We start from the raw sequence: 14,899 nt of genomic DNA, 5'->3' as shown, positions 1-14,899 counted from the left end.
GAACTGCCATGGCAGGCTTAAGTATATCTAAAATCGTTAGAAATTTCTTTTGCTGGCAATTTCTGAGTCCCGAATGCCGGTATCGCGCATGGGGCATTTGCTGCGGATTTCCACTGCCGCTGCACGTCTGCATCAGTGAGAGCGCTATTTGCTACCGGCACCGGCCCTTGCAGCTCACCGTCATCTATCAGGTTTGGTGCGAACCGGATTTGGATGCCACAGCCCGGATGGCTGCTGAAGTGAGGCCTCCTAAGTGCGGTTCGGCGATCTGATGAACGCTTGGTCTCGGTTCGCTACAGGCGCCACCTCGGGCGAGGTGGTCCAGTTGGTGCGGGCATGAACGAGGACGAGGGGCCACCCGACCTGGAAGCGCTGGCTAGGTTTCGCAAAGAGCAGCGAGCCTATCTTCGCGAATACGAGGCGGACCTAGAGGCGACCCAGACGATCCTAGACCGCATGGTGTGCCTGCTCGCGTGGCTTTACAGGCAGAAGTTACGATCGGAAAACCTTCTAGACCCGAGGACCTGGCCCGATGTGTGGCTGATGGATTGGCCGGTACTGCGCGATCTGGTTTTCGTTGATCCGCTACTCTTCGACCTTGCGCGCTATCAGGCAGCGACCGACTTGACCGAGGAGGCGCGCGATCCTCTGGTCGAACCCGCGCTTGACGGATTCGACCAGTCCGGCGGGGAAGCCCGCAGGCATCTGCGCTAAGGCCTCGGCAAACGCCTTTTCGGCGTCTGCTTCGATTTCCTTGAAAATCTGACCAAGTTGCTCGCGCGAAAATCCTGCGGCCAGACCTGTTTCGATGAAGTGACGCCCCAGAATTTCCGAGACCTTGTAGTGGCGGCTTTTGCCCACCCGCATTGCGATCTTCATGTCCTTGATCTGAAGCTGACCCGCCTCCAGCGTTGGCTGCACGGTGAGGACATCATAGAGCGGGGTCATCGTAAAACGCCCGCCTGGTGTTAGTGCTATGCTGAAGTTCTTGGCGTGACCATCTGTAGCGCCGATCAGCCAGAACAGCACATTGGCCTTGAAGAAATTGGCGCGGTCGCGGAGCGGCTCGTCACTCCCTTGGAGCAGTTCGCAGATTTCGACGATCCCAGGACCGCCTTCATTCTGATATTTGCGCGTCGGCGGCACAGACAGTGCCTGGCAGCAATCCTCTTGCGGCAGGCGGATCAGCCTTCCGTCGCGAGTGCGCAGCCGGTCGAAGCGCTCAATGATCAGCACCTTCGTGTCTGCGAAGGTAGCAATCTCGGTGCTGGCAACCGGCAAGCCGAAACCAGCCAGCAACCGCAAGCAGAAATGCTCGTTCTCGATACTGTCGGTCAAGTCCATCCCGTTCGGCAGCCTGCCGATGGCAGGCTTGAAAATATGCGTTGTTGGCGTCGTGCCTGTGGGCTCGATCCATTGCCCATCATGAAAGAGCAACGCTGTCTTTTCCTGCGCACCGGCGACCGAAATCCGGAAGTCATTCTCTCGCCGGATGCCGAGCGGCGTAAGTTTGAGGTCTTTCAGCATGGCGGCGATCTGATCGTCGCTCAGGGGCTCACCGCTCAGGCCTTCTGAAGCCTCTGGGACTTCGCCTTCCGGCAAAAACTGCAAAGCGCCCACACAGTCCCGTCCGATGCGAGCGAGCAGGCTGTAAGCATCCAGCCCGTCTGCGCCGATGCGTTCAGCAACGCGTCTGCGGATATCGTCATTGTCGGGCAGCAGGTTGTCGAAGACGGCTATGACCGGCGGGCCAACATAGCGCTCCTTTCGCAGCGGAAGGGAGCGCGAGATTGGCAGGGTGTTGCTCCAGTCCAGCCACTCAGGCGCATAGTCGAAGGCAAATGCCCCGTCAGGCTCGCGGAAGAACTGCCCGACCTTGCGGCGGTTCATGAAGACATCGAGCGGCGCGTAAGTCCGTTTACGGCCCATCAGAAGATGTCCTCAAGCTCGCCAGGCTTCATCTTGCTGCGCGGTACGATCTGGATTTCGAGGTCAAGTGCGGCGAGAAGGTCGAAGACCGTGTCAAGCTTCGCACCGCTGGCATTGGTCTCGATGGTGGAGACGGTGCGCTGCCAGATGCCGGAGCGGCTGGCTAGCTCCGCCTGAGTGAGCTTCTTTGCCTTACGCGCGGCGCGCAGGGCGTGGCCGATGTCCTTCGGTGTGCGTGCAATTTGTTTCATGACGATGATCCTTCTATCCGATATTATGATCTAAGGATCATACCTTGTCAATATGTCCTGTGGATCATAATGAAGTAAAATGTTCTTTGGATCATAAACCAAGAGCATGATCTATGGGACATAAGTAGGTGCGGACCGTGCCGATGCCGCTGAACCATCTGCTCGCGCTGAAACTGTGCTGCGAGGTTTTGCTTTTCGGCTAGAGCTTCGGCTTCTTTAGCCCAGGCTTTCAGCTTTGGCGTCATACGCTCCGAGACAAATGCCTTTGCTTGCTCGACCGATTGAAGGTCGAGCGCGTCACCGAGACGGGCTTGCAGGTCCTTGGCCTTGGCTCCGGTGGTACGGCTTAGGGAGTAGATCTCGCCGCGCCAGTCCACGGCGACGTAGCCGCGCTGATCACCGCGCGCGAGGAAATACCCACGCTCCCGCAGGGCTGTTTCGAACGCTTGGCCGCTATCCGATCCGGCCCAACACTGCTGCATGGTTTCCATGATCGCTTTGGGGTCTTGCTTTGTCCGCTTTGAGCGTCCCAGCGCAGCGAGCACTCGCCCCAATGCTAGATGGTCTTCCACAGGGTTGGTGTTGCGACGCCGAACCTGCGGGAGGTCGCCATCAAAGAGCCTGGCCTTGATGTAGGCAGCTAGCGGCACGCCATTCGCTGCCGCTTCCAATTTGGCGCGCTCTTCAAAGGTCAGGCGCACCGAGAACGGAGCCTCGCGCTTGCCTTTGGCTATCTTGTTGAAATCATGGCGCGTGATGGTCATTGCCGCACCCCAGACCCTCAAGGTCTAATGATGCGAGATGGTGCTCCCAGTCCTGAAGAACTTGGAAAAGGAGGTTCGAGCTTTCCTCGCTCAAGTCCACCAATGACCGCATTGTGTTCCCGCATCACGATGCCTTCGCGCCCCGGACATCAAGCCGGGCTGCGTAAACACAGGGCAATCACTCGGCCACTTGCACGGCGGTTCCCCATGCCTCGCATTTCCGCATCAGGTCGGGCGGCAGGGGCAGGTCGGTGAACAATGTGGTGATTTCCGACAACGAGGCCAGCCGCGCTGGGGCGGAGCGGTCCAGCTTGGAGTGATCGCAGACCAGAAAGGTCTTGCGTGATTGCTGGACGATGGCCTTGGACACCCGCACTTCGGCAAGGTCGAAGTCCAAGAGATCGCCGTCGCGGTCCAGCGCCGAGACGCCGATCACCGCGTAATCGACCTTGAACTGCTCGAAGAACTGGGTGGTCAGTTCGCCCACAAGGCCACCGTCGGTGCGGCGCAGGGCGCCACCGGCCACCACGATTTCGCAGCCCGGATTGGCGACAAGGATGTTCGCCACGTTCATGTTGTTGGTGATCACCGTGATGTTGCGGTGGGTCAGCAATTCCCGCGCGACGGCCTCGGTCGTGGTGCCAAGGTTCAGGATCAGGCTGCAATTGTCGGGGATCGCCGCCGCGCAGGCCTTGGCGATGGCGGCCTTGGCGCCTTCGTGCATTCGCCGCCGCGCTTCATAGCCGATGTTGGCCACCCCGGTGCGCAGAACGGCCCCGCCATGCACCCGGTCCAGATGGCCTGCATCGGCAAGATCGGACAGGTCGCGCCTTATGGTCTGCAAGGTGACATCGAAACGGTGGGAGAGGTCTTCAACCACCACGCGGCCTTCGGCGCGGGCAATCTCCAGAATCTCGGTCTGACGGAAGTTGAGCGCCACCCGCTATCCTTTCTTTTCGTTCATTCAGGTTTTCTGTTCTGCCATGATGCGAAGCGTCTGTCAGCGCCTTTCTAAAGCGTGAAACGTTTCGTTTGTTTGCTTCTGCAGCAAAGAATGGCAGCGTGTGCAGAAATGTCGTTGAGAAACTGCGCGATAATGTTCGCTTTGGGAAAAAGCGCATCAAAACGAAAAAAGACATTGACGGAATCGTCGCAACTGGGACAGGTTGGCGCCGGGGGAGGAACCCAGTTGAAAGATACGCAGTCAGGGGTCGTCAGCGACCTTTTCATCATCGGCGGTGGCATCAACGGCTGCGGCATTGCCCGTGACGCCACGGGTCGGGGTCTGTCGGTCACTTTGGCCGAACAGGGCGATCTGGCGCAGGGGACGTCGTCGGCCTCGACCAAGCTCTTTCACGGCGGGTTGCGGTATCTGGAGTACTTCGAGTTTCGTCTGGTTCGCGAGGCGCTGGAAGAGCGCGAGACGCTGCTGGTCGCCATGCCACATATCAGTTGGCCGATGCGCTTTGTGCTGCCGCTGTCGCCTGAGATGCGGTTTGAAAGCGATACGCCCACCTCTCGGCTTCTGCGTTGGGTGATGCCTTGGGCCAAGGGTCGCCGTCCGGCGTGGCTGATCCGGCTGGGGCTGTTCATGTATGACACGATGGGCGGTCGCAAGATCCTGCCCGCGACCCGCAGCCTTGACCTGACCCGCGATCCGGCGGGCAAGCCATTGAAGCCAGGCTTTCGCCGCGCCTTTGAATATTCCGATTGCTGGGTGGAAGATTCGCGCCTTGTGGTTCTGAACGCCCGCGATGCCGCTGCGCGGGGCGCGCGGATAATGACCCGGACGCGGGTGATCAGCGCCGAACGGCAGGGCGATCTGTGGCAGATCACCACCGAAGGCCCGCAGGGCCGCCAGTTGCATCAGGCCCGCGCGCTGGTCAACGCGGGGGGGCCGTGGGTCGAGGATGTGATCCGCAACGTCGCGCGCATCAACTCGACCGAAGGGGTGCGGCTGGTGCGCGGCAGCCATATCGTCACGCGCAGGCTTTATGACCATGACCGCTGCTATTTCTTCCAGGGTAGCGACGGGCGGATCATTTTTGCCATCCCCTATGAGCAGGACTTCACCCTGATCGGCACCACCGACAAGGTTCATGCCGGCGCCCCGAAAGAGGCGGTCTGCACCGAGGAAGAACGCGACTATCTTCTGACCTTCGCGTCCCAGTATTTCGCCAAGCCGGTCACCAAGGATGATGTGGTCTGGACCTATTCCGGCGTCCGGCCGCTTTACAATGACGGGGCCAAGTCCGCCACAGCGGCGACGCGGGATTACGTCCTCAGCCTTGACCAGAACGGCGCGCCGCTCTTGAACGTCTTTGGCGGCAAGATCACAACCTATCGCCGGCTTGCGGAATCCGCTCTGGCCAAGCTGACGCCCTTCTTCCCGAAGGCGACTGCCGCCTGGACGGCGCGCGTGGCGCTTCCGGGCGGCGATTTTCCGCAAGGCGATGTGGCTGCGCTGACCGCAAGGCTGGCCGCGCAGTTTCCGTTCCTGACGCCCTATTGGGCGGGCCGGATGATCCGCGCCTATGGGACCGAGGCTTTCACGATCCTTGGACAGGCTGGCACCGTCGATGCGCTGGGGCAGGATTTCGGCGCCACGCTCACCGAGGCCGAGGTGCGCTGGCTGATGAGCCGGGAATACGCGGCGATGGCGGCAGATGTGGTCTGGCGGCGGTCAAAGCTGGGGCTGCGGATGACGGCGGATCAGATCGCGGCGCTTGACCGCTTCATGGCGGAAGCCGGATCGCGGGCGATCCGTCCGGCAGCGGAATAGGGGGGGCGGGATGACGCTTGAACTGCAAGGGGTGTCTCGGTCGGTTGCGGGCAGGGTGCATATCCAGCCTACCGAACTGACGCTGAAGAACGGCACCATGAACGTCCTGCTTGGCCCGACCCTTTCGGGCAAGACCAGCCTGATGCGCCTGATGGCCGGGCTGGATCAGCCATCCGCCGGCCGCATCCTGTGGGAAGGCCGCGATGTGACCGGCGTCAAGGTTCAGGACCGCCGCGTGGCCATGGTCTACCAGCAGTTCATCAACTACCCGGCAATGACAGTCTACGACAACATCGCCTCGCCTTTGAAACTGATGGGCAAGCCGAAGGACGAGATTGACCGTGCGGTGCGCGAAACCGCCGACATGCTGCGCCTGACGCCGATGCTGTCGCGCAAGCCGCTGGAGCTGTCGGGCGGCCAGCAACAACGCTGCGCGCTGGCGCGGGCGCTGGTCAAGGGCGCGGGGCTGGTGCTTCTGGACGAACCGCTGGCAAACCTTGACTACAAGCTGCGCGAGGAGTTGCGGATCGAGATTCCCCGGATCTTCGAGGCTTCGGGCGCGATCTTTGTCTACGCCACTACAGAGCCGGAAGAAGCCCTTCTGCTGGGCGGCAATACCGCGACACTTTGGGAAGGCCGGGTCACCCAGTTCGGCCCGACGCCATCGGTCTACCGGCTGCCGGGTGACGCGACCACGGCGCGGGTCTTTTCCGATCCGCCGATGAACTTCGTGTCCTGCCGGAAAGAGGCCGCGCGCCTGACTTTTGGCGATGCGGCCCATGCATCTGCCACCGGCGCGATGGCAGCCCTGCCGGATGGGGAGTTCGTGGCGGGTTTCCGCGCGAACCACGTCACGCTGAACCGCCATTCCGGCGACGCGGTAGAGTTTCGCTGCACCGTCGGGGCAACCGAGATCACCGGGTCGGAAACCTTTATCCACCTGAACCACGGGCCGGACCGCTGGGTTGGCCTGATCCACGGCGTGCATCCCATGGACGCCGGGGCGCAGGTGTCGATCTATCTCGACCCGGCGCATGTCTATCTGTTCGACACCGCGGGCCGCCTTGCCGCCCCCGCGCCTTATGCATTGGCGGCCTGAATGTCCCGGATCACGCTTTCAAACCTTGCGCACAGCTACCTGCCCAATCCCAAGGGCGAGGACGATTTCGCCCTGAAGGAAATGGACCATATCTGGGAAGATGGCGGCGCCTATGCGCTGCTGGGTGCCTCGGGCTGTGGCAAGACCACGCTTCTGAATATCATTTCCGGACTGGTGCGCCCGTCGCAAGGCCGTGTCCTCTTCGGCGAGCGTGACGTGACCGACGCCGAGACGACGGAACGGAACATCGCGCAGGTGTTCCAGTTTCCGGTGGTCTACGACACGATGACCGTGCGGCAGAACCTTGCCTTTCCCTTGCGCAACCGGGGCATGGACCCCGCCTATATCGCGCGGCGCATCGACCAGATCGCCGCGATGATCGGGATGGAGGCGATGCTGGACCGCAAGGCGCGCGGGCTGACGGCCGATGCCAAGCAGAAGATCAGCCTTGGTCGCGGCATGGTGCGCGAGGACGTGAACGCCATTCTGTTCGACGAACCCCTGACCGTGATCGACCCCCACATGAAGTGGGAATTGCGGACCCAGCTGAAATCGCTCCACCGCGAGTTTGGGCATACGATGATCTATGTCACCCATGACCAGACCGAAGCGCTGACTTTCGCCGACAAGGTGGTGGTCATGCATGACGGTCGCGTGGTGCAGATGGGAACGCCCGAAGAACTCTTCGAGACCCCGGCGCATACCTTTGTCGGCTACTTCATCGGCTCGCCGGGGATGAACCTCCTGGACGCCGAAATCGCTGGATCCGAGGCGCGCCTGCAAGGCGTTTCGGTGCCACTGGGTGCGGCCTATGGGCCAACAACGGGCCGCACCCAGATCGGCATCCGGCCGGAATATGTGCTGATCTCGGATGAAGGCCTGCCGGTGACGGTCAAGAGGGTCGAGGATGTCGGGCGACACCGGATTGTGCGCGCCGAACTGGCGGGCCAACCATTTAGCGCCATCCTGCCCGAGGGGATGAGCGTTCCGGCAGATGGCGCGCGGGTCAGCTTCGCGACGGGCAAGGTGAATGTCTACGCAAACGACTGGCGTGTTGCGCCGGCCGAGACTCGGGGGGGGGCCTGAGCCATGGAAAAGACCCAGAACAACAAGGCCTGGTTCCTGATCCTGCCCGTGCTGGTGCTGGTGGCCTTTTCGGCGGTCCTGCCGCTGATGACAGTGGTGAACTATTCGGTAAACGACACCTTCGGGAACAACGCCTTCTTCTGGACCGGGCTGGAGTGGTTCGAGGAAATGGTCACCTCCAGCCGCCTGCATGACGCGCTGGGCCGGCAGATACTGTTTTCGTTGATCATTTTGGCAATTCAGGTGCCGCTGGGCATCTTCATTGCACTCAACATGCCGAAAAAGGGCTTCTGGGCCAGCTTCTGCCTTGTGCTGATGGCGCTGCCCTTGCTGATCCCGTTCAACGTTGTCGGCACGATCTGGCAGATCTTCGGCCGGGTGGACATTGGCCTTCTGGGTCACACGCTGGCTGCCATGGGGTTTGACTACAACTACACCAACGACCCGCTTGATGCCTGGATCACGGTTGTGGTGATGGACGTTTGGCATTGGACATCGCTTGTCGCACTGCTGTGCTACGCCGGTCTTCAGTCGATCCCGCAGGCCTATTATCAGGCGGCCAAGATCGATCAGGCGACCCGCTGGTCCGTGTTTCGCTATATCGAGTTGCCAAAGATGAAGGGCGTGCTGCTGATCGCTGTCCTGCTGCGCTTCATGGACAGTTTCATGATCTATACGGAACCTTTCGTGCTGACCGGCGGCGGTCCCGGAAATTCGACCACCTTCCTGTCGATCGACCTTGCGAAGATGGCGACCGGCCAGTTCGACCTTGGCCCCGCCGCCGCGTTCAGCCTGATGTATTACTGCGTCATCCTGTTGATCTCATGGGTTTTCTACACCGTCATGACCAACCTTGACCGCGAGGAGAACCGCTGATGCGTATCCGCAGCTCTGCCATCGTGATGACGCTTTATCTCTTGTTCCTGCTGATCCCGATCTACTGGCTGATCAACATGAGCCTGAAGACGAATACCGAGATCACCTCATCCTTCACGCTGTTCCCGGCGGACCTGACCTTCCGCAACTACATCGTGATCCTGACCGATCCGTCGTGGTACATGGGGTATGTCAACTCGATGATCTACGTCACGTTGAACGTGGTCATCACCATCACCGTGGCGCTCCCTGCGGCCTATGCCTTCAGCCGCTACAACTTCATGGGCGACAAGCACCTGTTCTTCTGGCTCTTGACCAACCGCATGGCACCCCCGGCGGTGTTCGCGCTGCCGTTCTTCCAGCTTTATTCGGCGATGAACCTGATCGACACGCATATCGCGGTGGCGCTTGCGCATTGTCTGTTCAACATCCCGCTGGCGGTCTGGATCCTTGAAGGCTTCATGCGCGGCGTGCCGAAGGAAATTGACGAAACGGCCTATATCGACGGCTATTCCTTCCCGCGCTTCTTCGTGAAGATCTTCATGCCGCTGATCGCGTCGGGCATCGGCGTCGCGGCCTTCTTCTGCTTCATGTTCTCGTGGGTGGAGCTGCTTCTCAGCCGCACCCTGACCACCACCTTCGCCAAGCCCATCGCCGCCACGATGACCCGCACGGTGTCAGCCTCGGGCATGGACTGGGGGGTGCTGGCCGCCGCCGGGGTGCTGACCATCGTGCCGGGTGCCTTGGTGATCTACTTCGTCCGCAACTACATCGCCAAGGGCTTCGCCCTGGGGAGGGTCTGATGACAACCACCCGCTGGACCACGATCTACGCCGGGCTTGCCGCCCTGATGGCCACGATCCTTGCGCTTCTTGTCTGGGCGGTGCCGGTCAGCGGCGATGGCGTGAAGGACTGGACCGGCCAGCTTGTGCCGGGCTTCTGGATGGCGTGGAGCTTTCCGGTCGCGCTGTTCTTCTGGATCATCGCCAGCCTTCTGATGGTCATGACGCTGCTGGCGATCCGGTTTCCCGAAACCCCGCGCGTGGGCATCCTGCGCATCGAGACCACGCGCGGTGACCGGCTGTTCATTTCGCTTCTGGGCTCGGCCTTCATCAATCTGGGCTGGCTCTTTTTCCTCGGCACGCCGCTTTGGGGCGCGCTGATCGTCTCCCTTGTCTATGCCGTGGCGGTCTTCCGCTGGGTCTAGGCAGGGCAAAAAAAGGCCACCGGGCGGGCGAGGAGACCTGGCCGGGAGCAGAAGGAACGACAAACGTCTCACATTCTGGGAGGAATCACATGAGACTTCGGAAAACCGGAACGGCCATGGCGCTTGCGCTGATGGCCATGCAGGCCCCGGCCTGGGCTGATATCGAGGCGGCGAAAGCCTTCCTCGACGCCGAAATCGGCGAGCTTTCAACGATGTCCCGCGCCGAGCAGGAAGCGGAGATGCAGTGGTTCATCGACGCCGCCGCCCCCTATGCGGGGATGGAGATCAAGGTCGTCTCCGAAACCATCACCACGCATGAATACGAGGCCAAGGTTCTGGCCCCGGCCTTTACCGCGATGACCGGGATCAAGATCACGCATGACCTGATCGGCGAAGGCGATGTGGTCGAAAAGCTGCAAACGCAGATGCAGTCGGGCGAAAACATCTATGACGCCTATATCAATGACTCGGACCTGATCGGCACCCACTGGCGCTATCAGCAGGTTCGCATCCTTGATGACTGGATGGTTGGCGAAGGCGCCGCCGTCACCAACCCGAACCTTGATGTCGCCGACTTCATCGGCACGTCCTTCACCACCGCGCCGGATGGCAAGCTTTACCAGCTTCCCACCCAGCAGTTCGCGAACCTTTACTGGTTCCGCTATGACTGGTTCAACGATCCCAAGACCCAGGAAGACTTCAAGGCTGCCTATGGCTATGACCTTGGCGTTCCCCTGAACTGGTCAGCCTATGAGGACATTGCCGAGTTCTTTACCGGACGCGACATGACCTATGCCGGTGGCCCGGCCTCGGCCTGGGGCAACATGGACTACGGCAAGAAAGACCCGTCGCTTGGCTGGCGCTACACCGATGCGTGGATGTCGATGGCCGGTATGGGCGATGTCGGTGAGCCGAACGGCTTGCCGGTTGACGAATGGGGTATCCGCGTCAACGAAAACTCGCAGCCTGTCGGGTCTTGCGTTGTGCGTGGCGGTGCCACCAACGACGCGGCGGCGGTCTACGCCGTGACCAAGGCGATTGACTGGTTGCAGCGGTTCACTCCGCCGGAAGCCCAGGGCATGACCTTCGGCGAGGCTGGCCCGGTTCCGGCCCAAGGCCAGATCGCCCAGCAGATGTTCTGGTATACTGCCTTCACCGCCGACATGGTCAAGGATGGCCTGCCCGTGATGAACGAGGACGGCACGCCCAAGTGGCGCATGGCCCCCTCGCCGCACGGCGCCTATTGGCAGGACGGCATGAAGGTCGGCTATCAGGACGCGGGTTCGTGGACGCTGATGAAGTCCACCCCGGTGGACCGCGCGCAGGCCGCATGGCTTTATGCACAATTCGTGGTGTCCAAGACTGTGGACGTGAAGAAATCCCACGTCGGGCTGACCTTCATCCGCGAATCCACCATCCAGCACCCGTCCTTCACCGAACGTGCGCCGAAGCTTGGCGGTCTGGTGGAATTCTACCGCTCGCCCGCACGGGTGCAGTGGTCGCCCACCGGCACCAACGTGCCTGACTATCCGAAGCTGGCGCAGCTGTGGTGGCAGAACATCGGTGACGCCATGTCAGGGGCGAAAACCCCGCAGGCGGCCCTTGATGCGCTGTGCGAAGAGCAGGAAAAGGTGATGGAGCGGATCGAGCGTGCCGGCGTTCAGGGCGACATCGGCCCGAAGATGAACGAACCGCAGGACGCGCAGGTCTGGCTTGACGCTCCCGGAGCCCCGGTGGCCAAGCTTGAGAACGAAAAGCCGCAAGGCGAAACGATCTCGTATGACGAGCTGATCAAGTCCTGGCAGTAAGCGACCAAGGGGCGGGCGGTGCCATCCGGTGCCGCCCGCGCCAAATCTACTGGAAGAAATCTGCAAGAATTTTCGAAAATTCTTGCGCTCCAGCGGTAGCGTTGCGCTGATCAGATTTTCCCACCCCGTCACCGCTGTCCTTTCGCCGGACACGTCTTCGCAGGCCCGAACCCATGACCCAGATCCTTGCCATCGACCAGGGAACCACTTCTTCCCGCGCGATCCTGTTTGACGCGAGCCAGTCTGGCGTTCTGCGTCCCATCGCGTCCGCGCAAGAAGAGTTTCCGCAGTCTTATCCGCGCCCCGGTTGGGTGGAACATGACCCAGCCGACCTTTGGTCCACCGTCGCCGGAACCGCGCGGGCCGCGATAGAAAAGGCAGGCATCGGGGCCAACGGCATCGCCGGGATCGGCATCACCAACCAGCGCGAGACAACCCTGATATGGGACCGCAAGACGGGCCAGCCGATCCACCCCGCGATTGTCTGGCAGGACCGCCGCACCGCAGACACCTGCGCTGCGCTGAAGGCTGCCGGGCATGAGCCGATGATCACCGCCCGCACCGGATTGCTGCTGGACCCGTATTTCTCTGGTACCAAGATCAAGTGGCTTTTGGACCATGTGGACGGCGCCCGCGCCCGCGCGCAGCGGGGCGAGCTTGCCTTTGGCACCGTGGACAGCTGGCTGATCTGGAACCTGACCGGCGGCAAGGTCCACGCGACCGACGCCACCAATGCCGCGCGGACGCTGATCTACAACATCGCCAAGGGCGAATGGGACGAAGACATCTGCAGGCTTCTGGAAATCCCCATGGCGCTCTTGCCCGAGGTCCGCGATTGCGCCGCATCCTTCGGGGTCACACGGCCCGATCTTTTCGGGCGCGAGATCCCGATCCTTGGCGTGGCGGGTGACCAGCAGGCGGCAACTGTCGGGCAGGCCTGCTTCAGTCCGGGCATGATGAAATCCACATATGGGACCGGCTGCTTTGCGCTGCTGAACACCGGGGCGGACATGGTGCCTTCAACCAACCGGCTTTTGACCACCATCGCCTATCAGTTGAACGGCAAGCCGACCTATGCGCTGGAAGGCTCGATCTTCATTGCGGGGGCCGTGGTGCAATGGCTGCGCGACGGGCTCAAGATCATCCGCGAGGCAGGTGAGACCCAGCCCCTTGCCCATGCCGCCGAAGAAGCACAGGGCGTGATCCTTGTTCCCGCCTTTACCGGCCTAGGCGCGCCCTATTGGCGGCCCGATTGCCGGGGAGCGGTGTTCGGGCTGACCCGCAACTCCGGCCCGGCCGAGTTTGCGCGCGCCGCACTGGAAAGCGTGGGCTACCAGACCCGCGATCTCTTGGAGGCGATGCGGGCTGACTGGGGGGCCGCTGCCGACGGGGTGTTGCGGGTGGACGGCGGCATGACGGCAAGCGACTGGACGATGCAATTCCTGTCCGACATCATTGGCGCCCCCGTCGATCGGCCCAAGGTGACAGAGACGACCGCCTTGGGAGCGGCCTTCCTTGCCGGGATGCAGGCTGGTGTTACCGGTGGACCGGAAGAATTTGCCAAGGGCTGGGCGCTGGACCGCCGGTTCGAGCCGCAGATGGATGCCGCGACCCGGGATGCCAAATACGCCCGCTGGGGCAAGGCGGTTGCCGCCACGATGAGCCTGTGACCCCCTTCGCCATTTCGGCCCCGCCGCGCATCCTGTTTGGCCGGGGCGAGGCGGCGAAATCCCCGGGCCTGATCCGGGCATTCGGTGCGCGGGGGGTGTTGGTGCATGGCGCGAACCCGGCGCGGGCGGGCTGGCTTGTGGCTGGGCTGGGGCCGGATGTCCTGACAATCGGATGTGGTGGAGAGCCGACCCTGCCGGACCTTCTGGCCGCGCTGCATCTGGCGCGGGCGCACCGGCCGGATTGGGTGGTGGCGCTTGGCGGCGGGGCTGCGCTGGACATGGGCAAGGCGCTGGCCGGGCTGATCCCCGCGCCCGGCGACCCGATGCAACATCTTGAGATCGTGGGCCAGGCCCTGCCCCTGACCGCAGCGCCCTTGCCCTTCATCGCCTTGCCCACGACATCCGGCACCGGGGCCGAAGTCACGAAAAACGCGGTGATCGGTCTTCCGGACCATGGCCGCAAGGTATCCTTGCGCGACGATGGGATGATCGCGCGGCTGGCGATTGTGGACCCGGCGCTGACGGACGGCTGCCCTTGGCCGGTCACTCTGGCCTCGGGGCTTGATGCGGTGACGCAGGTGATTGAACCCTTCGTCTCGATCAAGGCAACGCCCTACACCGACGCGCTGACCCGGCCGGTGATCGGGCCGGGGTTGACGGCATTGCGGCGTCTGGAGGCGGGCGAAGACGCCGAAGCCCGCGACAGGTTGGCCTGGACCAGCCTGTGCGGGGGGCTTGCCTTGTCGAACGCGGGGCTTGGGGCGGTGCATGGCTTTGCCGGGGTGATCGGCGGCATGACCGGGGCCGCGCATGGCGCGATCTGCGGCGCGCTGCTGGGGCCGGTGCTGGCGGCGAACCGGGCGGCGGCGGATGGGGCGGCGCGGGCAAGGCTGGACGAGGTGTGCGGGATACTGGCGGATGTGCTGGGCTGCACTGCAAGCGAGGCACCCACGGCGTTGCAGGCTTGGGCGCGTGGGGCCGGGCTGCCGGATCTGCTGGCGCTTGGGGTCACGCATGACATGCATGCGGCGATTGTCGAGGCATCGGTGATGGCATCGTCGATGAAGGGCAACCCTGTGGCCCTAACAGTCACAGCGCTGCGAAATGCGCTGGCGGCGGCCTGAGTCTGCAAGCCAGCCTGCACCGCCAGCTCTTCTGAAAATCCGCCGTCGCATGACAAGGATCAAGGCACGGCTTCTCGGGTCTGTTAAAATCCAAACATTGCGAGCGGAAGCGGAGGGTTTTTCCAGATGCGCCTGATGATGATCCTGTTTTCCATGATCGGTACTGCCCTTGCCGGATCGGGGGTGGTTCTTGTCCTGACCATGGGTCTTGGAACACTTTGGCCGATCGTGGCGGCGGCGGCAGCCGGTGCGGTTCTGGCCCTGCCGGTCAGTTGGCTGGTCGCGCGCGAGATCGGCTGATCG

The 14,899-nt window shown here is 62.3% G+C and carries 14 protein-coding genes; 10 read left to right on the top strand and 4 right to left on the bottom strand.

Annotated features, from left to right (window positions below):
• Positions 1–585: 585 nt before the first annotated feature.
• The 4 genes from QUV21_RS13945 to QUV21_RS13930 all read right to left on the bottom strand — a co-directional run bounded on the left by QUV21_RS13945 (position 586) and on the right by QUV21_RS13930 (position 3,884).
• Entirely contained in the window at positions 586–1,929 is a 1,344-nt protein-coding gene (locus tag QUV21_RS13945) for a type II toxin-antitoxin system HipA family toxin (protein WP_300855757.1), read from the bottom strand.
• Positions 1,929–2,180, bottom strand: coding sequence for a helix-turn-helix domain-containing protein (locus QUV21_RS13940; RefSeq protein WP_300855755.1), 252 nt, complete (start codon positions 2,178–2,180; stop codon positions 1,929–1,931). The genes QUV21_RS13945 and QUV21_RS13940 overlap by 1 nt, the downstream gene beginning before the upstream one ends.
• Before the next feature lie 47 nt (positions 2,181–2,227).
• The gene (locus tag QUV21_RS13935) at positions 2,228–2,944 is read right to left on the bottom strand and encodes a hypothetical protein (protein ID WP_300855753.1); all 717 of its coding nucleotides are present in this window, start codon (positions 2,942–2,944) and stop codon (positions 2,228–2,230) included.
• 178 nt (positions 2,945–3,122) lie between these two features.
• Positions 3,123–3,884 carry a DeoR/GlpR family DNA-binding transcription regulator gene (locus QUV21_RS13930; protein ID WP_300855751.1) on the bottom strand — a complete coding sequence of 254 codons (762 nt, stop codon included), beginning with the start codon at positions 3,882–3,884 and terminating at the stop codon, positions 3,123–3,125.
• A gap of 249 nt (positions 3,885–4,133) precedes the next feature.
• Between QUV21_RS13930 and glpD the strand changes: the two genes are divergently transcribed.
• From glpD to QUV21_RS13880, 10 genes are all read left to right on the top strand, one after another.
• A complete protein-coding gene (gene glpD / locus QUV21_RS13925; RefSeq protein WP_300855750.1) occupies positions 4,134–5,726 on the top strand; it encodes a glycerol-3-phosphate dehydrogenase in 1,593 nt (530 codons plus the stop codon).
• Between the two features lie 10 nt (positions 5,727–5,736).
• Positions 5,737–6,825: an ABC transporter ATP-binding protein gene (locus QUV21_RS13920; protein WP_300855749.1), complete on the top strand. Its 1,089-nt coding sequence runs from the start codon at positions 5,737–5,739 to the stop codon at positions 6,823–6,825.
• Positions 6,826–7,911: an ABC transporter ATP-binding protein gene (locus tag QUV21_RS13915; RefSeq protein WP_300855748.1), complete on the top strand. Its 1,086-nt coding sequence runs from the start codon at positions 6,826–6,828 to the stop codon at positions 7,909–7,911. It begins immediately after the preceding gene.
• Positions 7,912–7,914: 3 nt separating this feature from the next.
• The gene (locus tag QUV21_RS13910; protein WP_300855747.1) at positions 7,915–8,787 is read left to right on the top strand and encodes a sugar ABC transporter permease; all 873 of its coding nucleotides are present in this window, start codon (positions 7,915–7,917) and stop codon (positions 8,785–8,787) included.
• The gene (locus QUV21_RS13905) at positions 8,787–9,590 is read left to right on the top strand and encodes a carbohydrate ABC transporter permease (protein WP_300855746.1); all 804 of its coding nucleotides are present in this window, start codon (positions 8,787–8,789) and stop codon (positions 9,588–9,590) included. The genes QUV21_RS13910 and QUV21_RS13905 overlap by 1 nt, the downstream gene beginning before the upstream one ends.
• Positions 9,590–9,994, top strand: a complete 405-nt coding sequence (locus QUV21_RS13900; RefSeq protein WP_300855745.1) for a DUF2160 domain-containing protein — start codon at positions 9,590–9,592, stop codon at positions 9,992–9,994. Before QUV21_RS13905 ends, QUV21_RS13900 begins: the two co-directional genes overlap by 1 nt.
• Positions 9,995–10,083: 89 nt before the next feature.
• Positions 10,084–11,802, top strand: coding sequence for an ABC transporter substrate-binding protein (locus QUV21_RS13895; protein WP_300855744.1), 1,719 nt, complete (start codon positions 10,084–10,086; stop codon positions 11,800–11,802).
• Positions 11,803–11,975: 173 nt separating this feature from the next.
• Positions 11,976–13,472 carry a glycerol kinase GlpK gene (gene glpK / locus QUV21_RS13890; RefSeq protein ID WP_300855743.1) on the top strand — a complete coding sequence of 499 codons (1,497 nt, stop codon included), beginning with the start codon at positions 11,976–11,978 and terminating at the stop codon, positions 13,470–13,472.
• Positions 13,469–14,596 carry an iron-containing alcohol dehydrogenase gene (locus QUV21_RS13885; RefSeq protein ID WP_300855742.1) on the top strand — a complete coding sequence of 376 codons (1,128 nt, stop codon included), beginning with the start codon at positions 13,469–13,471 and terminating at the stop codon, positions 14,594–14,596. The genes glpK and QUV21_RS13885 overlap by 4 nt, the downstream gene beginning before the upstream one ends.
• 126 nt (positions 14,597–14,722) lie before the next feature.
• Positions 14,723–14,896 carry a hypothetical protein gene (locus QUV21_RS13880; protein ID WP_300855741.1) on the top strand — a complete coding sequence of 58 codons (174 nt, stop codon included), beginning with the start codon at positions 14,723–14,725 and terminating at the stop codon, positions 14,894–14,896.
• Positions 14,897–14,899: the final 3 nt, after the last annotated feature.

It is taken from the genome of Tabrizicola sp. (assembly GCF_030373185.1).
In the GTDB taxonomy this organism is placed as follows: Bacteria; Pseudomonadota; Alphaproteobacteria; order Rhodobacterales; family Rhodobacteraceae; genus Tabrizicola.
This window is presented reverse-complemented; position numbering and strand designations above follow the sequence as displayed.